This window comes from Lacticaseibacillus suibinensis (genome assembly GCF_003946175.1).
Lineage (GTDB): Bacteria > Bacillota > Bacilli > Lactobacillales > Lactobacillaceae > Lacticaseibacillus > Lacticaseibacillus suibinensis.
Map to the genome: position 1 here is coordinate 1 of NZ_RHOK01000029.1, position 20,944 is coordinate 20,944.

At 53.7% G+C, this 20,944-nt stretch carries 18 protein-coding genes and 4 tRNA genes; 3 read left to right on the forward strand and 19 right to left on the reverse strand.

The window, feature by feature from the left end; translation table 11 throughout:
- Window positions 1-526: 526 nt before the first annotated feature.
- The 15 genes from EKM90_RS11430 to EKM90_RS11500 all read right to left on the reverse strand — a co-directional run bounded on the left by EKM90_RS11430 (window position 527) and on the right by EKM90_RS11500 (window position 14,639).
- Window positions 527-612 (reverse strand) — tRNA-Leu (locus tag EKM90_RS11430).
- Between the two features lie 74 nt (window positions 613-686).
- Complete coding sequence (locus tag EKM90_RS11435; RefSeq protein WP_125582763.1) at window positions 687-1,133, reverse strand: SprT family protein; 447 nt, start codon at window positions 1,131-1,133, stop codon at window positions 687-689.
- Window positions 1,134-1,150: 17 nt separating this feature from the next.
- Window positions 1,151-1,909: an ABC transporter ATP-binding protein gene (locus EKM90_RS11440; RefSeq protein WP_125582765.1), complete on the reverse strand. Its 759-nt coding sequence runs from the start codon at window positions 1,907-1,909 to the stop codon at window positions 1,151-1,153.
- Entirely contained in the window at window positions 1,902-2,801 is a 900-nt protein-coding gene (locus EKM90_RS11445; protein WP_125582793.1) for an ABC transporter permease, read from the reverse strand. The genes EKM90_RS11440 and EKM90_RS11445 overlap by 8 nt, the downstream gene beginning before the upstream one ends.
- Window positions 2,801-3,799 (reverse strand): tryptophan ABC transporter substrate-binding protein, encoded by a 999-nt coding sequence (gene trpX, locus EKM90_RS11450; protein WP_125582767.1) that lies wholly within the window; start codon window positions 3,797-3,799, stop codon window positions 2,801-2,803. Before trpX ends, EKM90_RS11445 begins: the two co-directional genes overlap by 1 nt.
- A 488-nt stretch (window positions 3,800-4,287) precedes the next feature.
- A complete protein-coding gene (locus tag EKM90_RS11455; RefSeq protein WP_125582769.1) occupies window positions 4,288-4,725 on the reverse strand; it encodes a hypothetical protein in 438 nt (145 codons plus the stop codon).
- Between the two features lie 22 nt (window positions 4,726-4,747).
- Entirely contained in the window at window positions 4,748-7,405 is a 2,658-nt protein-coding gene (locus tag EKM90_RS11460) for a cation-translocating P-type ATPase (protein WP_125582771.1), read from the reverse strand.
- Between the two features lie 364 nt (window positions 7,406-7,769).
- Window positions 7,770-8,597 carry an ammonia-dependent NAD(+) synthetase gene (gene nadE, locus EKM90_RS11465; protein WP_125582773.1) on the reverse strand — a complete coding sequence of 276 codons (828 nt, stop codon included), beginning with the start codon at window positions 8,595-8,597 and terminating at the stop codon, window positions 7,770-7,772.
- A 57-nt stretch (window positions 8,598-8,654) separates the two neighbouring features.
- Window positions 8,655-10,115 carry a nicotinate phosphoribosyltransferase gene (locus EKM90_RS11470; protein ID WP_125582775.1) on the reverse strand — a complete coding sequence of 487 codons (1,461 nt, stop codon included), beginning with the start codon at window positions 10,113-10,115 and terminating at the stop codon, window positions 8,655-8,657.
- A gap of 271 nt (window positions 10,116-10,386) precedes the next feature.
- Window positions 10,387-11,088 (reverse strand): GntR family transcriptional regulator, encoded by a 702-nt coding sequence (locus EKM90_RS11475; RefSeq protein ID WP_125582777.1) that lies wholly within the window; start codon window positions 11,086-11,088, stop codon window positions 10,387-10,389.
- Between the two features lie 75 nt (window positions 11,089-11,163).
- Entirely contained in the window at window positions 11,164-11,964 is an 801-nt protein-coding gene (gene proC / locus EKM90_RS11480; RefSeq protein WP_125582796.1) for a pyrroline-5-carboxylate reductase, read from the reverse strand.
- Between the two features lie 207 nt (window positions 11,965-12,171).
- Window positions 12,172-12,687, reverse strand: a complete 516-nt coding sequence (locus tag EKM90_RS11485; protein ID WP_125582779.1) for a GNAT family N-acetyltransferase — start codon at window positions 12,685-12,687, stop codon at window positions 12,172-12,174.
- Between the two features lie 51 nt (window positions 12,688-12,738).
- A tRNA-Tyr gene (locus tag EKM90_RS11490) sits at window positions 12,739-12,819 on the reverse strand.
- Window positions 12,820-12,879: 60 nt separating this feature from the next.
- Window positions 12,880-13,692, reverse strand: coding sequence for a metallophosphoesterase (locus tag EKM90_RS11495; protein WP_125582781.1), 813 nt, complete (start codon window positions 13,690-13,692; stop codon window positions 12,880-12,882).
- 11 nt (window positions 13,693-13,703) lie between these two features.
- Window positions 13,704-14,639, reverse strand: a complete 936-nt coding sequence (locus EKM90_RS11500) for an Rgg/GadR/MutR family transcriptional regulator (RefSeq protein ID WP_164507971.1) — start codon at window positions 14,637-14,639, stop codon at window positions 13,704-13,706.
- A 97-nt stretch (window positions 14,640-14,736) separates the two neighbouring features.
- On the opposite strand from EKM90_RS11500, the gene EKM90_RS11505 reads away from it, so the two are divergent.
- Window positions 14,737-16,014: an MFS transporter gene (locus EKM90_RS11505; RefSeq protein ID WP_125582785.1), complete on the forward strand. Its 1,278-nt coding sequence runs from the start codon at window positions 14,737-14,739 to the stop codon at window positions 16,012-16,014.
- A 344-nt stretch (window positions 16,015-16,358) separates the two neighbouring features.
- On the opposite strand, the gene EKM90_RS11510 is transcribed toward EKM90_RS11505, so the two are convergent.
- Complete coding sequence (locus EKM90_RS11510; protein ID WP_164507972.1) at window positions 16,359-17,828, reverse strand: peptide MFS transporter; 1,470 nt, start codon at window positions 17,826-17,828, stop codon at window positions 16,359-16,361.
- 352 nt (window positions 17,829-18,180) lie between these two features.
- Between EKM90_RS11510 and EKM90_RS11515 the strand changes: the two genes are divergently transcribed.
- A complete protein-coding gene (locus EKM90_RS11515; RefSeq protein WP_125582787.1) occupies window positions 18,181-18,594 on the forward strand; it encodes a hypothetical protein in 414 nt (137 codons plus the stop codon).
- A 49-nt stretch (window positions 18,595-18,643) separates the two neighbouring features.
- Here EKM90_RS11515 and EKM90_RS11520 read toward each other — a convergent pair whose 3' ends face one another.
- Window positions 18,644-19,441 (reverse strand): DNA/RNA non-specific endonuclease, encoded by a 798-nt coding sequence (locus EKM90_RS11520; protein ID WP_125582789.1) that lies wholly within the window; start codon window positions 19,439-19,441, stop codon window positions 18,644-18,646.
- A gap of 526 nt (window positions 19,442-19,967) precedes the next feature.
- On the opposite strand from EKM90_RS11520, the gene EKM90_RS11525 reads away from it, so the two are divergent.
- Complete coding sequence (locus tag EKM90_RS11525; protein WP_125582791.1) at window positions 19,968-20,363, forward strand: hypothetical protein; 396 nt, start codon at window positions 19,968-19,970, stop codon at window positions 20,361-20,363.
- Between the two features lie 203 nt (window positions 20,364-20,566).
- Here EKM90_RS11525 and EKM90_RS11530 read toward each other — a convergent pair.
- Window positions 20,567-20,639 (reverse strand) — tRNA-Thr (locus EKM90_RS11530).
- A 156-nt stretch (window positions 20,640-20,795) separates the two neighbouring features.
- Window positions 20,796-20,868: transfer RNA gene (locus tag EKM90_RS11535), tRNA-Asn, on the reverse strand.
- Between the last annotated feature and the right edge of the window lie 76 nt (window positions 20,869-20,944).

The following is a 20,944-nucleotide window of genomic DNA, read 5'->3' on the forward strand; positions in this document are numbered from 1 at the left end:
TGAGTTGTTGGTAATGCTTGTGGGTGTTAGTCTGAGAGTGGGTCATGAAGATTCCTGCTTTCTTGTTTAGCTAGTACTAACAAGAATAGGTCTTCATGGCCTTTTTGGTCTAGTCGTCAGGGTGTTGCACTTGAATTGTAAACTGGGGACTCTTTTTTTGATGGATGAGGAAATCGAACGGCAGACTTGCCTTGTAGCAATAAATCTCTTCCAGCCTCGTAGGGTGTCCCATGGTATACGGTGCAATCTGACAATCTTTCACCCCCAAAGTTTACAGTCAAAATTTTATCACGGAAGCGGCCTTGAGAATAGCAAAATCACCTATGATAATTTGTGCCGCTTCAAATAGCAAAAGGACATGAAATCCGTTTGAGGTATGCTGAACCTGATTAGCGATACTTTCCAAGTGTGGCAAATCATGATGAAAAAAAGAAATCCGGCTTTATTAACTATCTCCTGACTAATGGCAGAAAAATGCCCCACGATTAGCGGTTTTACAACCAGATCGTGAGGCTACATTGTTCTCTGCGGGTGAAAAGACTCGAACTTTCATGATCAATAATGATCACAAGATCCTTAATCTTGCGCGTCTACCAATTCCGCCACACCCGCATGGTATGCCAGAAGCACAAGAAATAGTATATGGGAGCCTTCCGGCAATGTCAACGGGTTTCCGCCTTTTTTGCTCAATTCGCCGCTACCAGCACCAGCGGATGATGACACCGGCCGCAAGCGAAACGGCGTAGATTAATCCGGCGCTGACGCGGATACTCGAGCCCGCAATAACTGCAGCGATACAAGTACCGCACCGGTTTGCTTGCTAACCGCGGGGCATAGCGCAAACCGCCGACCTGAGCCAACAGCTGCTTGAAGTCTTGGTCGCGATGGTGAAAACCGCGGTGCAGGCGGTACAAGTGGTAATGGCACAGTTCGTGGCGAATGATGCCGATGCGCACCGTTTCGTCTTCGGCGGCAAACAAGCTTGGATTAAAATCCAGGTTTTCATCTGGCAAGTGGAACCGGCCGCCGGTGCTACGCAGGCGCCGGTTGAAGGTGGCGCGATGGACAAACGGTCGGTGAAAATCGCGCAGCGACACAGCCTCAACCAGCTGCTGTAGTTCCTGATCAGACACCCTGCGCCTCCTTCGTTTTAGCCAAAGTATTCCAGCAAATCAGCCCGCGTCAGCTTGGCCTTGGCGTCAGCATCATAGTCAAAGGCAATCTGGCCATCTTTCAGCACAATCATCCGGTTGCCATAAGCGAGCGCGTCTTCAAGCTGATGGGTAATCATCAGGCAGGTCAGGTTTTCCCGGCTGACGATTGCCTGCGTCAAGGTCATAATCGCCTTGCTGGTGTGGGGATCAAGCGCCGCCGTGTGTTCATCCAGCAGCAACAATTCCGGCTGGGTCATCGTGGCCATCAACAGACTTAAGGCTTGGCGCTGGCCCCCTGACAGCTCTTCGGTCGGCTTGTTCAAAGCCTGATCTAACCCGTTCCCCGTTTGCGCGGCGAGGGTCTTGAACTCTTCAAGGCGCGCATTGAGCTGGCGCGAGCCAAGCGACAAGCGCTTGCCGCGGCGGCTGGCCAGCAGCAGGTTCTCGGCCACGGTCATCCGCGGCGCGGTGCCCATTTTCGGATCCTGAAAAACCCTGGCAATCAGCCGCGCCCGCCGCTCAGGCTGCTCATCGGTGATGTCATGCCCAGCCAGTGTGATGCGGCCGCCAGCCACTGGCACATCGCCAGTGATGGCATTGAACAGCGTGGACTTACCGGCCCCATTGGCACCAAGCACCGTGACAAATTCACCGGGCTTCACGCTGAGGTTGATGTTTTTGAGCAAAGCACGGGCGGTATCACCCACCGCCACATTTACGGCGACATTTTCAACTTGTAATTGGACATCAGTCATTGTGTTGCACCCCATTTCTCAAAACACGCCGGATCCGCAGCTTGTGTTCCATCGTTGGCACCATGATTGCAATCGCCAAGATGATGGCGGACAGCAGCTGCAAATCGTTGGCTGAAAAGCCCAGCGCCAGCACCAGCAGCAGGACGAAGCGGTAGAGAATACTACCAAGCACGGTGGCCACCAGCCGCTGACTTAAGGTCAATTCGCCAAACAGCACCTCGCCAATGATGATGGCGGCCAGGCCGATGACAATGACGCCAATCCCCATGTTCACATCGGCATAGCCATTATTTTGGGCAATCAAAGCGCCGGCAATGCCAACAAGGCCGTTACCGACCACCAGGCCAAGGATTTGCTGATGGGCCGGGTTGATGCCGAGGCTCCGCGCCATGGTTGGGTTGTCCCCGGAAGCAATGAAGCCTTGGCCAATCTGCGTGTTCAGGAACAGGATGAGCAGCGCCACCACAATAACGGCGACGATGAGGCCAACCACCACGCTGTCAAAGTAAGGTGGTAAGTTTTTCAAAAACGGCGCGTTGAACAGGTTCGCCTTGTTGAGCAAGGAGACATTCGCGGCCCCCATGATGCGCAGGTTAACGGAATACAAACCCGTCATGACTAGAATGCCCGCCAGCAAAATCGGCACCTTACCAGTGGTGGTCAAGAACCCGGTTAACGCCCCAGCCGCCATGCCAGCAAGCATCGCCAGCAAAGTAGCCATCAGCGGCGAAAGGCCATGGGAGATGGCACTGACGGCCACCGCGGCCCCGAGCGGAAACGTGCCTTCAACGGTCATATCCGGGAAGTCCAAAATCCGGAAGGTCAGAAACAACCCGACCCCAAGCAGCCCGTACAAGAGCCCTTGGCCAATTGCAGATACCCCTAAACTAATCATTTGATCACTTCCCCATTCTTTTCAGCGTCTTTGATGACGGAATCTGGAATCGTCAGCCCAATTTTCGCGGCTTGTTTCAGGTTAATAATCAGCTTGCCTTTTTTCTCGAAATGAATGGGCGTGGTGGCGGGATCCTTACCGTTCAAAATGGCCGCGGTCATCTTGCCGGTTTCAACCCCGAGCTGATATTGGTTCAGACCCAGCGTGGCGACCCCGCCGTCTTTGACCATGGTATCCACGGTTGGGAACACCGGAATGTTGCGGCTGTTGGCCACTTGGACCAGCGTTGGCATCGCACCGGCAATCGTGTTATCGGTCGGGACGAAAATCGCATCGACTTGCGTGACCATTTGGGCCGCTACCTGATGCAAATCATTGGTCGAGGCAATAGTGAAGTTCTTCACCGTGAAGCCTTCTGCCGGCGCCGCTTTGGTGACCATTTTGGCTTGGACCTGAGCGGAAGCATCGCTGGAAGTGGAAATCACGCCTAAGCGCTTGGCATTCGGCATCAGCTTGCGGACCAGCTTCAGCTGCGCTTTCAGCGGGGCTTGGTCAGACACGCCGGTGATGTTGCCGCCGGGCTTTTGATTGTCCTGCACCAACCCGGCGCCTTTGGGATCAGTAATCGCGCCGAGGACGATTGGGATTTTCTTTGACGCATCCGCCAAGGCTTGCGCTGAAGGCGTCGCGATGCCGATCATGGCGTCAGCTTTTTCGTTGACGAAGCGTTCGGACATGGTTTTCATGTTGCTTTGATCGTTCTGCGCGTTTTGAAAATCGATTTTGACGTTTTTGCCGACGGTGTACCCTTCGTCCTTCAAGCCGGCGATGATACCTTTATGAATGGCATCCAACGCGGGGTGGCTCATCAGTTGCAAAATCCCCACGGTTTGCACCTGCTGTTTTGGCTTAGCGGCTTCTGGTTTGCTGGTGGTGACAAAGGCAAACCCCAAAAAGCCCAGTAACACCACGATTAATCCAATCATTCGTTTCATGTTGTACTCCCCTTTTCCACAAAAAAATCGGCAGACTTCTGTGCACAGGTGTGCGGAAATCTGCCGAAACAAAAATCCGCATAGTCCCAAATTAAGCGGGGTCTATGCGGACACGTGTAAAACGCCAACATAGACACGACCTGCGCATCTGGCAGGTCGCGCCTTGCGACCTACCTACAGTTGGCTTTGCCAGCGAACATTAATTTCGGTAGTGTACTGCTTCATGTTGGTGTCCTCCTTGAATTCGATGCCTTTATGTTACGAGTTCAGATTTCTGCTGTCAACTGGGAAATCAAACTTTTTTGTTTTTAAGGGCGCGGGTGCGGCTGGTGAGGCGCACCCGCTAGATAACAGTAGGCTTAAGTTAAACATCGGCCTATTCGTCGTTTCTCGCAGGCTGCCGCCGTAATCAATTGAGCTGGCAGGTCAACTCAATGGTCTAAAACATCTAGCAAAAAAACAACCAGCCTGAGCTGATTGCTTTTGGTCTACGCGAGGCGCGTAATCTTACTGAGTTGCGTCAAAATGTGCTCGGTGGCTTCATCTTGCGCTTTTTCGGCGGCATCGAAGGCCGGCTGATCCAGGTCAGCGGGCGTTTCGCCTAAGCTAGCGGTCATGGCTTCACAGCCGGCGACAAAATCGCGGTAGGCACTGATCAGGCGCTTGTGCGTGCCGATGAAGCGGGCAGGCGGCATGGTGGCTTCCAGCTGGGCCAAGAGTTCAGCGTAATGAGCGGTGCCGGCAGTAAATAACTCGTGGGTGCTAGCGTACTCACCAGCGTCGAATTCAGCGAGTTGCTTGTCGTCGATGGCTTTACGCAAAGCGGTGAACTTCGGACTAAGGCGGTTTTGTTCTTCTTCGGTGCCACTCATCACGGCGTTCATCACGTTGCTGTAGTGGACCATTTTTTGCTGATTTTTATTCATGAAATAACCTCCGCTCCCCAGTTTACCGTTTTTTGGTAGCGCGTAAAACAAATTTCACGATTTCGACGATGACAATAATTGCCACGCCGGCGCCGAGGACAATCGCCCATTGGAAGAGGTCCAAGGTAGTCACGTGGAACAGGCCGTTAAAGCCTGGAACCAAAATCGTCACGGCCAGCAGCAAGCCACTCACCAGAATGGCCCAGTTAAAGGCTTTGTTCCGGAAGGCGCCCACAGTGAAGAGGCTTTGGTGCACCGACTTCACGTTGAAGGCGTGGAACAGTTGAATCAGGCCCAAGGTCGCATACGCCATGGTCAAAGCATCGGCGTGAATTGCGGCGTAGCTCGAGTGAACCGGCCAAGTGATGGCGATAAAGTACACGCCTAAGGTTAAGGCGCCTTCCAGCAGCCCTTGCCAAATCACAGCCGGGCCAACGCCGCCAGTGAAAAAGTTGGAAGCGCGGCCGCGCGGCTTTTGCTTCATGATGCCTGGTTCGGTGGGTTCAACGCCCAGCGCAATCGCTGGGAAGGTATCGGTGACCAGGTTGATCCACAGGATGTGCACTGGCGCCAGCAGATCCCAACCGAGCATGGTCATCATGAACAAGGTCAGCACTTCCCCGAGGTTAGCGGACAAGAGATATTGAATACTCTTTTGAATGTTGGAAAAGACTTTGCGCCCTTCCTCAACAGCAATCACGATGGTCGAGAAGTTGTCATCCGCCAGCACCATATCTGAGGCGCCTTTAGACACTTCGGTCCCGGTGATGCCCATGCCGATGCCAATGTCAGCGGCTTTCAGTGCCGGCGCATCATTAACGCCATCGCCGGTCATCGCCACCACTTTGCCTCGCTTTTGCCATGCGTTGACAATGCGCACCTTGTGTTCCGGCGCCACGCGCGCGTAAACGCTGTACTTGGTGACATTCTTTTCAAATTCGGCATCGCTTTGCTTGTCAAGCTCGGCGCCAGTGATCACAGCAGCGTCGTCGCCAGGTTCGATAATCCCCAGCCGCGCCGCAATCGCTTCGGCGGTATCCTGGTGGTCACCGGTAATCATCATTGGCCGAATGCCCGCTGCTTTGGCTTCCGCCACGGCTTTAGCGGCTTCCGGCCGCTCTGGATCAATCATCCCCACCAACCCGGCAAAAATCAGGTCTTGCTCGATGGTGGTGGTATCAATGGTCGCTGGCAACGTGTCAAGGTGCTTGTAAGCCATCCCCAACACACGCAGGGCCTGGGTGGCCATGCCTTTATTGGCACTCAATATTTGTTTTTGATCGGCTTCGGTCAGCGGGGCCACCTCATCACCGGTTGCCAGCTGGGTGGTGCGCTTGAGCAGCTGATCCGGCGCACCTTTTGTCGCCACCAGATAACTGCCATCAGCCAGCTGATGGATGGTGGTCATCAGTTTCCGTTCCGAGTCAAACGGCACTTCTGCCACCCGCGGTTCCTTGGCCAAGGCGGCATCAAGGTCGAAGCCTTGCGTTTTCCCATAGGCGACCAGCGCGGTTTCGGTGGGATCGCCTAGCAACTTACCATCATCTTGAACCTGCGTGTCATTGGCAAAGTTCATGATGGTCATGATTGGGTTGGCTGAGGTGATGCCGGCGCTGGCTTCATGCAAGGTGCCATCGTAGTACACCTTTTCGACGGTCATTTTGTTCTGGGTCAAGGTCCCGGTTTTATCCGAGGCAATGATGTCGGTGGAGCCCAGGGTTTCCACCGCCGGGAGCTTGCGGACCAAAGCGTTACGCTTGACCATTTTCTGTGTGCCTAAGGCCAAAATAATCGTGACAATCGCCGGCAAGCCTTCTGGAATGGCGGCCACGGCCAGTGAAATAGCGGTCAGGAACATTTCCGGCACACTTTCCGCGCCGCGCCACACACCGACGCCAAAGACAATCACCGCAATGACTAAAATCATGATGGTCAGGGTTTTCCCTAAGGCTTTCAAGTTATCTTGCAGCGGCGTCGTGGTTTCATGCGCAGCATTCAACATGCCAGCGATGCGCCCGACTTCTGTTTGCATCCCCGTAGCCACCACCACGCCGACGCCACGGCCGTAGGTGATGTTCGAGTTCATGAACGCCATGTTCGTGCGGTCACCAATCCCTATGTCAGCGCCGGTCAACGGATCGACTTGCTTGTCCACTGGCACGGATTCCCCGGTCAGCGCCGACTCTTCGATTTGCAGATTGGCCGATTCCACCAAGCGTAGATCGGCTGGCACCACGTCACCGGCTTCCAGTAGCACAATATCGCCGACCACCAGCTCAGAGCTGGGAATGGTCAGAATTTGGCCACCGCGCCGGACATGGGCGCTCGGCGTGGCCATTTTAGCTAAGGCATCAATGGCTTCTTCGGCTTTACTTTCTTGGAACACGCCGAAAATCGCGTTCAAAATCACCACAGCCAAAATGATGCCAGCGTCGGCCCATTCGTGGACCACAAACCCGGCAATTAGGGCAGCGGCCAGCAGGACCATGATCATGAAGTCTTTGAATTGATCCAAGAACCGCTCAGCGAGGGTTTTCTTTTTCCCTTGGGCCAAAGCGTTCGGGCCATTTTGAGCCAAACGCTGGGCCGCAGTGTCAGCACTCAAGCCGTCAGCCACCGTAGTCTGGACTCGCTTCAGCGCTTCGTCAGATGTGATTGCATAAAATGCTTTATCAGTCAATCAGTTTTCCTCCTCTGCGGGACTAACTTGAAAAAAAGAGACTTGTCGCTGTCTAAACAGCGCACAAGTCTCACAGTTTCAGGTAACACCAGAATTTTTCCTAGTTGGTGGCGTTACCGCGGCTAGGCCGCTAGTTACTCCCTTATGTGTGGTCTCAGTATAACAAGTCCACTGCAGTTTTTGCAAGTATTAGCGGTAGCGGCCGGGCAGGTCAACCTCCGCCGGCAGGGGCTGGAACGTGGTGGCCAGCGCTTTGAGCCCCTGCCGGCTCCGGTTGGCCTGCCCTACATTGGTGGCTGACTCGAGCATACCCGCTCACGTCCCCTATGATGGACAACCAAAGAGATTCCGAGTTGGTTCGTGCCTACTTCCAGAACGTATCGTACACCGTGATTGGCAAATGGCGTTTATGAGCTGTCTTCAGATACCAGGCTTCAATCTTCTCGGCGGCAGCCTCGTCGATCGTTTTGCCTTCCAGGTAGTCGTCGATTTGACGGTACGATACGCCCAGCGCCACTTCATCAGGCAAAGCCGGACGGTCTTCTTCCAGATCGGCAGTTGGGGCTTTTTCGTAGAGGTGCGCCGGCGCGCCGAGAAGTTTCAAAATCGCAGCGCCTTGGCGCTTGTCCAGGCGCGACAATGGGGTCACATCCGCCCCACCATCGCCGAACTTGGTGTAAAATCCGGTCACGGCTTCAGCGGCGTGGTCGGTGCCAATCACGGCCCCTTGGCGCGCACCGGCAATGGCATACTGGGCAATCATGCGGGCCCGCGCTTTGATGTTGCCTTTGTTAAAGTCACTGACGGTCAGCTTGTTGGCTTCAACGGCGGCGGTCATGGCATCCACAGTGGGCTTGATGTTCACCCGCATAGTTTCATCAGCTTGCATGAAGTCAATGGCGGCCATGGCGTCGGCTTCGTCGGCTTGCTCGCCATAAGGCAGGCGCACGGCGATGAAGCGATAACCGGTATCGCCCGTTTCTTCCCGTAGCTCTTTAACGGCGATTTCAGTCATCGCCCCGGCCAAAGTCGAATCTTGGCCGCCGGAAATGCCTAGCACATAGGTTTTAAGGCCACGATACTTTTTGAGATAAGCCTTGAGGAAATCAACCGACCGCCGCAGTTCGGTTTGCGGATCAATCGTTGGCGCAACGTGTAAGTCATCGATAATCGTTTGTTGTAATGGACGCATAGTAATCTCCTTTGATTCAAAGCAGCGGAGGCCGCGGCCCCCGCTGTCGTTGGATAATTATAGTTGCTGCTTGGCCACTTTGGTCTTCACGTGCTTAATCAGATCCATCTTGTTGTCCCACAAGGTCTGAGACAAGTCGACTGGGTATTCTTGTGGATTCAGCACCCGAGTGTATTCGTCCCACAGGGAATCGACACTGCGCAGGCAGAATTCGCGGATGTCACTCAGATTTGGCAGTTGGTAAACCTGCTCGCCTTGATCAAAAATCAATCTGAGTACCGGCCGCGCGTCGAAATCACGCACGGTTTTATTGATGTACGGATAGCTGGGATGGAACATGTAGAGTTCATCCAGCTCGGCCACTTCTTCTTCGGCCCGGGCGATGTAATCCCCTTCGGACTTGCCGTTGGAGTGGCGCGTAATCCGCCACACCTGCTTTTTGGACGGGGTCGAAACCTTTTCCGCATTGCTGGACAGCTTGATGGTGTCCACCATGGCGCCGGTTTCGTCTTCAATCGACACCAGCTTGTAAACCGCCCCGAGGGCTGGGTGGTCGTAGGCAGTGATCACCTTGGTCCCGACGCCCCAGACGTCGATTTTGGCGCCTTGCATTTTCAGACTCTGAATCGTGTTTTCATCCAGGTCATTGGAGGCGACGATTTTGGTATCGGTAAAACCAGCCTCATCCAGCTGCTGGCGAACGCGCTTGGAGATGTAGGCCATATCGCCAGAATCAATGCGCACCGCTTGGAAATCAATGCGGTCGCCCATTTCGCGCGCCACCTTGATTGCCGCTGGCACACCAGAGCGCAACGTGTCATAGGTGTCCACCAGGAAGGTCACGTCATGATTGACCTCGGCATAAGCCTTGAAGGCCTGATAATCATCGCGGTAAGCCTGCACCAAAGCATGGGCATGCGTGCCGGAAATCGGAATGCCAAACAGTTTGCCGGCCCGCACATTGGAGGTGGAATTGAAGCCGCCGATGTACGCGGCCCGGGTGCCCCAAATGGCCGCTTCCGTTTCCTGCGCGCGGCGGGTGCCGAATTCCATCAGCGGATCGTCGCCTACCACCGCCCGGATCCGGGCAGCTTTAGTGGCCACCAGCGTCTGATAGTTCAGCATATTCAAAATTGCGGTTTCAACTAGCTGCGCCTGCGCCAACGGCCCTTCCACCTGCATGATGGGTTCGTTGTTGAACACCAAGTCGCCTTCGACCGCCGACCGCACGGTGCAAGTGAATGCCATGTCCTTCAGGTAGGTCAAAAATTCTTCAGGATAGGGCGTGGTTTCCCGCAGATAGGCGATGTCATCATCGGTGAACTTCAAATCTTGCAAATACTTGACGACATGTTCCAACCCGGCGAACACCGCAAACCCGCTCCCAAAAGGCAGGGTGCGGAAGTACACTTCAAACACCGCATTGCGTTCGGCAATGCCTTGCTGCCAATACGTGTACATCATGTTCAGCTCGTAAAAGTCGGTATGCAAGACTAAGCTGTCGTCTGCATATTTCATAAGTATTCTGCTCCTTCTGCCACCGGTTGCCCGAGGCTGTCAGCTAGTTTCATTCTTTCCAGTTGCTCACCATTATACCAAAATCAGACGGCGCCGCGGCACTAGATTCGCTTATTCAGCCGAATCTTCATGTTTGGTGGAGCAAAAACGGCGCTAATCGCTGGTTCAAGATGAAAACCGTTTGGCCCCGAGGCAATGAAATTTTCAGACTTTACCGGTAACCAAAAAGCGCCTTGGCGGAATCGCCAAGACGCGCAGTGATTTGTTATTTTTAGCGTTCCAGATAAAATTCGAAGCGTTCACCCACATATTGGGTCCGCACATATTCGAACGGCCGCCCATCTTGCAGATAAGAAATCTGCCGCAACCGCAGGATGGCATCCCCGCGGCGAATGTCGAGAAATTCGGCAATCCGCTCGGAAGCCGTCATCGCACTGACGGTTTGATGCGCCCCGCCGAGGACATAGCCACCTTTTTTCTCCAAGGTGTGGTAGAAGGATTTGGTGACTTCGGCCTTGCTGAACATCTTGACCAGCTCATACGGCACTGTCGCCACTTCAAAACTAATTGGCGTCTCATCGGCGAAGCGAATGCGCTCCATGCGCAGCACTTGATCACCGTCAGCCAGCTTAAGCTGTTCGCTTTCCGACAAGGAAGGCTTGGCGACGTGGTAGGAAATCGTTTTGCTGGATGGCTTTTTTCCTTGGGCAATCATGATGTCCGTAAAGCTGGTGACGCCGGACACTTTTTCCTGCACCTTGCGATTGGCCACGAAAGTGCCGGCGCCAATGCGGCGTTCGAGAATGCCTTCATCGACCAGCGTTTGAATCGCCTGGCGCAAGGTCATCCGCGACACGTTGAAGGTCACCGCCAAGTCGCGTTCGCTTGGGATGCGGTCGCCGATTTGCCATTTACCGGCCTCAATTTCCTGCCGAATCTGATTATGGATTTGAATATAAACTGGCGATTCCACGCTACCCCATTCCTTTCCTAAACCCGCGGTACTGTCACCATTATTGTAAATGGTATAGACCGAAATAGCAACCCTTTACCGCGATTCTTGGTCCTTAGCAATGGTTGCATCCACCCCCGCCACCACTGATGGCATGAAACCGGCCGCTTCCATCGCCAGCATCCCGGCCACAGTGGTGCCACCGGGGCTGGCGACTTTATCCGCCAGGTCCATCGGGCTATCGCTGCTGGCCACAACCATGGCGCCGCTGCCGAGCACCGCTTGCGCCGCGATCTTGGTGGCGGCCTGTTTGGTCAGCCCGTACTTCACCCCAGCGCGGCTCAGCGCATCGATGAACATGTAGACAAACGCTGGCGAGCTACCGGCTAACGCCACAAAGGTAGAAAAATCAGCCTCTGGTAGCGCAATGGTTTCACCAAGCTGCTTCAGCAAATCAACCACGGCCGGCAGAACAGGCGCCGCTGCCTCATTAGCCGCATACGCCGTGATCCCAGCGTTAATCGCCACATTCAAATTCGGCATTACGCGCACTAACGGGATGGCTTTGGTCCCAAGATCACCTTCCAGTTGCAATAACGAAACCCCGCTCAGCAACGACAAAATCGGCACCGGTTTGGCGGCCAAGGCGGGCGCGATTTCATCGATCACATCTGACGCCAGTTCTGGGTGCACCGCTAGCACCACATAGTCGCTTGCTTCAACCACTGCACGATTAGACGCGAGCGCCTGCACGCCAGTTTTCGCTGCATAGGTTTCATAATGCGCCGGCGTTCCGCCGTGAATTAAGACATCGCTCGGCGCGACCGCCTTGGCCTTTAACCATCCTTGAATAATGGCCTGCGCCATATTGCCGGCACCAATAAAGCCGATTTTCATTGCCATCGCTCCCTGCTCGTTTTCTTTCAGCCTAGCTGTTGCAGTGGGGACTGTCAATTAGAAAAGGCTGTGGCGCTGGGCGCACTTACCCCAAAAATCGCCTACCCCGCACATTGAAGTCGCTCTTTGACTTCGAAAGGCGGGCTGTAGCTACCTGCGACGCGTGGCCGCGCATCACAACCAGGCCACAGCACTGGGGCTACCGAGTTAGCCCTCCTGCCGCACTGAAAACCCATAATGTGGCATCTCGATGCCGTAATAGTGTTTGACCATCCGCCCGCGCACGAGCATCCCATTTCTAATCGCGACATTCATCGACGCAAAATTGGTATCGCGAATAATGGACCATACTTCTGGCACCTTGAGCTGTTCAAAAGCGTATCGCTTGGCCCCCCGCGCGGCCTCAATGGCATAGCCGTGATGCCAGTACCTCCGCGCAAGGAGATACCCAATTTCGACCACCGGTTGTTCACCGAAGACCTGTTTGGTCAGCCCGCATTGACCGATAAATTGCCCGTCACGGCGGCGAATCACGGCCCACAATCCGAACCCATCTTCGCCGTACCGCCGCCGGTTGTTGGCGAGCCACGCCGCCACTTCCTCATCTGAGAAGGCATGCGCGTAGGCGGACATCGCTTCAGGGTCTTGCAAGGTTTCCTTCAACGCCGGCACATCTGCCGCGATCATTTCCCGGACAAAAAGCCGGTCGGTTTCAAATATCATCACACACCTCCGACAAAAAAGGCCAAGTAGCCGCCGCTACTTGACCAGAACTGGAGGATCTAGGATTCGAACCTAGGAACCCGAAGGAACGGATTTACAGTCCGTCGCGTTTAGCCTCTTCGCTAATCCTCCATCAATCAACGTTTATTAGAATAGCGAAAAATCGGCGCAAATGCAATCCTTTTCCTCGCCTTAAGCCGTCAGCGTCACCAGCGTCGATTCCCATTCATGAAACCAGTCGGCCGTCTGCCACTCGTTCAGCCGCTTCAGGCCGTAGCCCATGGGCTGATGGTAATAGGTGGTCCCTCCACGCTTAAGCGGTGCTTGCCGGCGGTGTAAATGGCCAAACACCACTGCCGCAACTTGCGCCTGCTCCAGCATCACGCCGAGCTTGGCGGAACCCATCATCCCGGTGGCCATTTGCCACCACTGATGTTCAGGACTGTAATACATGGCCGCTGGCGTCGGCACGAAATGGGTCACGTAGAGCACGCGCTTCCCAGCGTTCGCCGCCAGTGCCTGGCGCGTTGTCGTCAGCACGCGCGCCATGCGCTCAGCATCGGTGACCGGTTGATCGATGGCTGAATCAATCCAGTACGCCCGTTTCCACTGGGCAAAATCAGCAGTCTGCTGCAAGTCCTGCGGCGCCAGCGTATAGTCATACCAGCCGTTGTTACCGATGATAACCGTATTGTCCCCGACCGCCAGCGCTTGTTCATGCAGATACAGTGGGTCGATTGGCCGCTGTGCCTCTTCATAGCTGATACCTTTGACCAAATCGTGGTTGCCAGCCAAGAAGCGAATCTGGACCGCGGCACCAACCAGCTGCTGGAGATGGTGATAATACGCAAGCGTCTTTTGAAAATCATTGAAGCTATCGCCGGCATTGATGTAAACGGCGTAATGATGTGCCAGCAGGTAGGCTGCCTGCCGCCGTGCCGCTTCATCGGGATCAATGCGGTTCACGTCGAAATGGTTATCAACACTAAAGCCAAGCTTTACCATGGGCAACCTCCTTATAGACTGATAAACACCATTGTATTCTTCTCATCCGCCAGAAAAAACTGCAGTCTTTTTTGCCACAGCTGCGCCATGGCCGGCTGCTCGACCGCCTGCATCAAATCGATGGCTGCTTGGCAGATGGCTTGCCCCTCCGCGCGACGTCCGGCCACAATCGCCAGCCAGCCATGCGCAAACCGCCGGACAAGTGGCTCCAAATTTTTCAAGGAGGCGTCATCAAGTAAGGCCAAAATCTGTTTGGCTGCGGTTAACTCATGCGCCGCCAGCTGCGCACTGAAATCACCGAACAGTAAATCAAACAACATCGTCTCATACACCGGTGTGGCCTGGAGCTGCTTGGTCAGCTTCACCGCGATTCTTAGTAGCTGCAAATTTAGCTGCGTCGGCATCATGGGCATAAACAGCTTGAACAACTGCACTTCATAAACGCCCCAGCTGTCGACTTGCTGCAAGTACTGCGTCACCGGTAGCGACCAGCGGTCTGGCACCGGCTGGTCGGGATGCGACACCAGCGCCAATAGCCCTTGGTAGAACAAATAAGTAAAGTGGCGGTTGCGAGTTGAAACCGCCCGGTACGCAGCGAGCGCCTCATCGCGCGCCTGCGTCAGCTCGCTGACGTTCTCACTGGAATAGTCCGTTTGCTTGAGAAACGGCGACAAAAACGGCAGTTGTCGCTGCACCAACACCATTTTCTCCTCGTCGGCATTAAGCCCCGCCGGCAAATCCGCATGCTGGGCATGATACCAAAACTCTGGATGCGCCAGATTGATGGCGGTCAGCAGGGCCTCGAAATTCGGCAGTGACACTGTGCTTTTCCCCCGCTCAAACCGTGAGATAAAGGAACTGGTTAAGCCGGTTTCAGCGGCCACAGCATCCAAGGTGATGCCTTTGCTTTGCCGCAACTGGCGATAAATTTGCCCATAATTCGTCATGCTTTGCCTCACTTCTTTTGACATATATGACAAATATGCCGGGAAGCGAGCAGATTGTCAACTATGATGACCTCATCAAAGCTTGGAGGTCATCATCATGAACATTTATCGCACAAACAAACCTTTCCGCATTCTCGCTAACGCCGCTTTCCTCAGCAATATCGGCTCTGTCATGTTCAATTTTGTTTTTATGATCTACGCCCAGACCCTACCCTTCAAAACGCTAGCCTTGTCGCTGGTCACGCTTGCTAACTTGTTGCCCACGCTGGTGACGATGCCTTCCGGTTACCTAGCTGATCACACCCCTGCCCAGCGCCGGTTCAGCTTCATGTTCTGGCTGCGGCTGGTGCAAGCAGCCCTTTATGTGGGCCTGGCCATCATCATTCAGGCCCCAGGCACGCTGGCCACCTTCGCCTTACTCTTGGCGATTAACGTGGGTTCCGACCTGATTGCCGATTTTACCGGTAATCTCATTTTCCACTACCAAAAGCATATCCTGCACAGCCAAGACGAGTATCAAACCGGCCTGGGCTTTCTGTCCGGCGTCGGCAACATTATCAGCATGGTCTTTCAAGCTGTGGGCACGAGTCTGATTTTGATGCTGCACCATAACTATGTTGCTTTCGGCCTGATCAACGCGGCCAGCTTTGCCTTGGCAGCCCTAGTCTTGCTCCAAGGCCGCCATCAATTTAAGGCCGCTGATACCGCAGCTGCGGCCGAGCAAGTCGCGGCTGCCCCAGAGAACATGGTCCAAGGCTTCAAACGCGCCATGCAGTTTATGGTGCAAGACCGCGCCTTGTTTGCCATCATCATCTTAGCCGTGGGCGTCAATGCCCTTGGCACCAGCATTGATGGCCTTCTGTCCGTGCTGATTGCCAACACGACCAGCCTCTGGTTTGCCCATGACTTCGGCGTCACCTTGGCCATCATCGGCATCAGCGCCTCGCTGAGCACCACTGTTGCCGCCTTGTTCATGCATGATGGCTTACAGCACTGGTCACTGCCAGCTTTGACCATGATCACCACCGGCGCCCTGGCACTGCTGGCGCTTGATCTGGTGGTCTGGCATAACAGCTTCGCCATGGTCGCATTGTTGGTCATTGCCTGCTATCCCATTGGTAAAATCAACCCGCGACTTTCGGCTGAAATCATGAGCCGCGTGGACAACCAGCACCTTGCCACCGTCGCCAGTGCCTTGCAAACCCTGATCATGATCGGCGCCCCCGCCGGCACCGCCTTGTTCCTCGGCATCGCCAACCTCAGCAGCCCCACTCTGGCCTGGGCGGTCTTTGGCGGGTGCGCGGTTCTGATCACCCTGTTAGCCGCTTGGATGCGGCGCTTTACTAGCGAACCAACAACTGCAACTGAAGAATAGAAGAAAAGCGGCTTTTACATGTGTTTGTTGGCTGAACGCCGCCAATACCATGATGCCAGCCACCGACCTGGCGCATCGCTGATGGCACCGGGCTCGTCCTAACAAGCGGGAGGCGGCGGTGGACGGAGCTTGGGGTGCGTGACCTGCCGTGAATCGAAAATCAGCCTTTAACCTGCGTTCTGGGCAGGCTAAAGGCTGATTTTCGCGGCAGTTTTGAAGACGCATCGGAGCGTAGCGACTGCGGCTTCGAAACTAGGTTGGAGACCGCTTTGTGGCTCCAACCGGCCGCACAGCAGGCTGCGCGCCCCAAGTGGAGCTCACCGCTGCCTCTCGCGGCAGCGGTGTTAGTTGACCCCTTGCATCAGCTTTTCGATGCGCGGCACAATCAGGAACATCACCAGCCCGAACAAAATGGTCAGACCGCCGAAAATCCCGAAATAAGCCAGCTCGGTGCTTGGCGTGTACAGCCGCACGATCTGGGCGTTCACCGCCTGCGCCGCCGCATCCGCTAAGAACCACATGCTCATCATCTGGGAAGCAAAAGCCTTCGGCGCCAAGCGGGTGGTCACAGACAGGCCCACTGGGGAAATCAACATTTCGCCGATTTCAACAATCGCCCATGACAGTACCAACCACAGCGGCGACACCCGCGCGTCGGTGCCCGCCAGCATCAACGGTAGCATCATCACCAGGTAAGACACCCCGGTAAACAGCAGCCCATAAGCAAACTTCTTCGGTGAGCTCGGCTGCTTTTTGCCCAACCTGACCCATAAGGTGGCAAACACCGGCCCATACAGCAAAATAAACAGCGGGTTAAGCATCTGGAACCAGCCAGGCAGGATTTTGAAACTGCCAAAGGTCAGCTGGGTCTGGTTGGCGGCAAACACTGCCAGCACACTGGAGCCAGACTCTTCGATCGCCCAGAAAATCACCGCCGCAATAAACAGCGGCACGTAGGCCCAGACCCGTGAACGCTCCACTTTGGTGACTTTTTTACTCGTCAGCATCATCACAAAGTAAGTGATCGGCACCGCGATGGCAATAATCGTCAGTAGCATAATGACATTAGCAATGGTCAAATTGCCGGTGGCCGCCATGATGCCCAGCACGATGATGGCAGCGGCCAGCCCGCTAGCCACTTTGATCAGCAGTGGCTTGAGCTCGCCGGGCTTGAGCGGATCTGGGGCCTGGTTGTCTTGCTCGCCGATATACTTGCGGCTATCGATGGCATAAACAATCAGCCCGATTGCCATCCCGAACGCCGCCAGCGAAAAACCGACATGGAAATTGAACTTCACTTGCGCCCAGTTGACGATCAGCGGCGCAATCAAGGAGCCCAGGTTAATCCCCATGACGAAAATACTGAAGCCGGAATCGCGGCGAAGATCTTTTTCCCCGTACAAATTGCCGACCATTTCAGACACATTGGGCTTGAGCAGCCCAGTCCCAATCACAATCAGGACAATCGAGGCAAACAGCGCCCCGGCGCCAAACGGCAGGCTCAGCACAATATGACCAAACATGATCAGCACCCCGCCCCAAAAGACGGTGCGCCGCGCGCCTAACAACCGGTCGGAGATAAAGCCGCCGATGGTCGAACTCAAGTAAACCAAGGAGCCATAAATGGACATCACCGACAGCGCGGTGCCTTGATCAAAGCCCAGCCCACCTTTGGCGACGGAATAGTACATGTAATAAATGAGAATGGCGCGCATCCCATAATACGAGAAGCGTTCCCAGAATTCCGTCATAGATAAGGTGAGCAGCCCTCGCGGATGCCCCATAAAGGCGCGGTCTTTAGATTTTTCTTTCATCGAAAATAATACTTCCTCTCATCTCGTGAATACGTTGAATCGATTTCGCTGAGAATACAAAGAAACATTATAAGCGTGAATGATTATGCTCTCAATATGAAAAAAAGCGCACCGAAAAACTCTCATGAGACTCTTTGTAAGTTTCACATTTTATATCTTGCATCGCTTAAAAAAGCCTATTTACTAGGGACTCATTCAGAATGCCGACTTTCGTCCTAAAATGTGGGGTTTATGAGTGGCGTAGCGCTTTCAATTAGAACTTAATAATTATTCAAATGAGGCGAACCAAACCACCTCCCCGCAGTGTGCTATACTCGAAATGAAAGATAACGGTTCAAAGGAGGCCAGCGTCATGGCCATGTGGCATTTAATGTTCAAAAAACCGGCCTTCACCAAGGGCCAGGCCAAGCACATCGTTTACACCCTGCAGGATGCGGGAACCTTTGGCGGCTTTCCCTTGAAAAAGGTCGGCATCGTTCGGGACACCGAAGACTTGCTCTATATCGACCTGTCCTTCACCCAGCCCATCGGCTTGACCCAGGCCCTGTTTGAAGAAATGGTCAAGTATCTGATGGTGTTATCCGGGCGGCTGGAAACTGCCCCGCTGTCAGTCTATTTTGCCATCATGCAAAAAACGTTTGATGAATTGGACATCACATACCAGCGCTACCCTGACAACAGCCTCGATATCGTCTTTTGGCAAGGCTCACCCATTGTGGCGCCGCCGGAAGACAAGGAAGAGCTGCGGTTCCGCGATGATGAATAACGAATGCAAAATGCCTACTCTGGCTCAAGTCAGGGTAGGCATTTTTACGTTACTGCTGCGGCACTTTAACGCTTTGGTCGACCACGCTGCGCCCAGTCGCGTAATCATACTTGATGCCGGCTTGGACGTTGAAAATATACACGTTAAAATCTAGACTACCATCCGACTTGGCGCGCAGCCAGTAGCCGCGCGGCATCAGCTCATCACCGCGAAAAATCGTGGTGACCTTATAGATGACTTTTTGGCCATTGGCAATCGCATCTCGCACCTGCTGCTCATAGGGTTGCATCAGCACCTGGTTGGCGTATTCCGTTTGCGTCGCCAGGTTCTTCGGATTATCACTGGAGCCAAGCTCACCTTGCTGAAACTTACCATCCACATCCAAGTTCCCTGACAGGGTGTAGGCAATCAGATGCCCACGGTTTTGGCGATTGACCCGCTTGCCATCCACTAAGGTATATCGATTGTGCCACCCAGTGGGCTCAAACTGCTGGCTCGGCCGTCCCGCTGAATGGATCAGGGTCTGCTTGTTCAGATACCCAGTATTGGTCGTGGTGCGATTGAGGCTGTCCAAGTTGCCATAGATAATCTGTGGGCCTTGCCACTGCCGCATATTCAGCCCTGATTGATTGTGATCGACCGTGACTACAGGTGCGGAATCATTTTTGTAATCCAGCCCTTCCAGCTTGGCTTGCACGCCACTAGCCGCCGGCGCCTGAATGGTGGTGCCTGCCTCGCCTTTTTGCTGCAGGACTCCTAGTTGATTGGCGCCCCAGCCAACTAAGGCAATCAGCACCGCCACCACGACACCCAACGAGCGGTACTGTTGCCGCCTCCGCTTTGCCATTTTGTTTCCCCCTTGGTTAATTGCTCATCTATCCAGTATAACAATACTTCGCGAGCAAGCAACTTCCGTCCACAATGCCAGACACGATTGAAGCGTTGATGTAAAGTAGCATTCAGATATTGTTGGGTGGCATGTGATTGGCGGTTGGCGAAATTCTTCTGGTGAATTAACCGCGAAGAGGTCCCAGACTTGTACCTCCTTTGGAGCGCGGACACAAAGCTGGCTTGTTCTTCGCTACCGAATGGTCACCGACCTCTAGTCGGGTATTCAAGGGTTATCTCATTTGGGAATAATGGACAATTAAGACTTCGTATGACTTTGATAGTTGAAAATAGTCTTGTAAAGTCCCTATGGTATCATTATGTCTGAAATAGGCAGCGTCTTCGTTTTCTGCTCAATACGATTTGTCACTCTTTTCCCTTGATTAACCAACGCCTTGGCACATTAGAAATATTGAGGTGCTAAATGGCTATACAGATCCGCGTGATAGAGATTACTTCATGCAAACTGTCGGAGGTTCATGTTAATGAGAAGGCTCTGGGGAATTATTTTGGTTCTTTTTACCCTAACAATAGTGGGATGCGATCAGCAAAGGATGGAAATTAAATCCGGGGTAAATAACAACGGCATTATAAAAAGATTCGACGACCCAACACACAATACAGAAGTGAAAGTTAAGCTACCCGCGTCTGCCAAATATTTAACTATCTATTACGACGGAGGTGTTGTTGGATCGATAAAGGCCAACTTTGATTATGAAGCTACTTATACGGACAATATTTACGGCCATACGAAGGTCAAGTTGCTCGCCACTGTTAAAACCTACCACTATGGGGAGAACCTCAGCAAAGTAAAGTACATCGATGCCATCACGATCAAGGGTTCTGGTCTAAAGAAGCCTTCATACAATGATGAGGATTAAGCCATCAAACTGACATGACAGATAATCAGACTCATGCCCGGAACGGTTTAGCGTCGGGCAAAAACCAGCAGCATGACCTTCCTGGATGCATGATAAAGTCCAGACTAGTCACACCCTGGCCAGTGAGTCTTAAGCCAACACAAAAAGGAGAGCGTTGTTTTACCAACGTTCTCCTTTTTTACCTATGGGGAATAAAGCTAGAATGCCGTCTAAAGGATTCGAACCTTCGACCCTCGGTTTACGATACCGATGCTCTGCCAGCTGAGCTAAGACGGCATGATGTGTTTCATCACAACAAACGTAATTATACAGGAGGGAAAAGCCGGTGTAAACCCCTTTTTAAGCAAAATGGCCACCGCGATTCCTGTCATTTTCAACCTGTTGATCAACGCCAAAAACAAAAAAACCAGCCCGCTTGGACTGGTTGTTTAGCTCCGGATGTCAGGCTCGAACTGACGACAACCTGATTAACAGTCAGGTGCTCTACCAACTGAGCTAATCCGGAATAAAAACAAAGCGCGGCAGCTTCCTACCCTCGCAGGCAGTCACCCACCAACTACTCTCGGCGTAGAGAAGCTTAA

Coding starts and splice junctions, on each gene's coding strand:
- EKM90_RS11455 (WP_125582769.1), bottom strand. CDS start 4,725: ATGAATAAAAATCAGCAAAAAATGGTCCACTACAGCAACGTGATGAAC.
- nadE (WP_125582773.1), bottom strand. CDS start 8,597: ATGCGTCCATTACAACAAACGATTATCGATGACTTACACGTTGCGCCA.
- EKM90_RS11525 (WP_125582791.1), top strand. CDS start 19,968: ATGAGAAGGCTCTGGGGAATTATTTTGGTTCTTTTTACCCTAACAATA.
- EKM90_RS11495 (WP_125582781.1), bottom strand. CDS start 13,692: ATGGTAAAGCTTGGCTTTAGTGTTGATAACCATTTCGACGTGAACCGC.
- EKM90_RS11500 (WP_164507971.1), bottom strand. CDS start 14,639: ATGACGAATTATGGGCAAATTTATCGCCAGTTGCGGCAAAGCAAAGGC.
- EKM90_RS11440 (WP_125582765.1), bottom strand. CDS start 1,909: ATGACTGATGTCCAATTACAAGTTGAAAATGTCGCCGTAAATGTGGCG.
- EKM90_RS11510 (WP_164507972.1), bottom strand. CDS start 17,828: ATGAAAGAAAAATCTAAAGACCGCGCCTTTATGGGGCATCCGCGAGGG.
- trpX (WP_125582767.1), bottom strand. CDS start 3,799: ATGAAACGAATGATTGGATTAATCGTGGTGTTACTGGGCTTTTTGGGG.
- EKM90_RS11520 (WP_125582789.1), bottom strand. CDS start 19,441: ATGGCAAAGCGGAGGCGGCAACAGTACCGCTCGTTGGGTGTCGTGGTG.
- EKM90_RS11505 (WP_125582785.1), top strand. CDS start 14,737: ATGAACATTTATCGCACAAACAAACCTTTCCGCATTCTCGCTAACGCC.
- proC (WP_125582796.1), bottom strand. CDS start 11,964: ATGAAAATCGGCTTTATTGGTGCCGGCAATATGGCGCAGGCCATTATT.
- EKM90_RS11485 (WP_125582779.1), bottom strand. CDS start 12,687: ATGATATTTGAAACCGACCGGCTTTTTGTCCGGGAAATGATCGCGGCA.
- EKM90_RS11470 (WP_125582775.1), bottom strand. CDS start 10,115: ATGAAATATGCAGACGACAGCTTAGTCTTGCATACCGACTTTTACGAG.
- EKM90_RS11515 (WP_125582787.1), top strand. CDS start 18,181: ATGGCCATGTGGCATTTAATGTTCAAAAAACCGGCCTTCACCAAGGGC.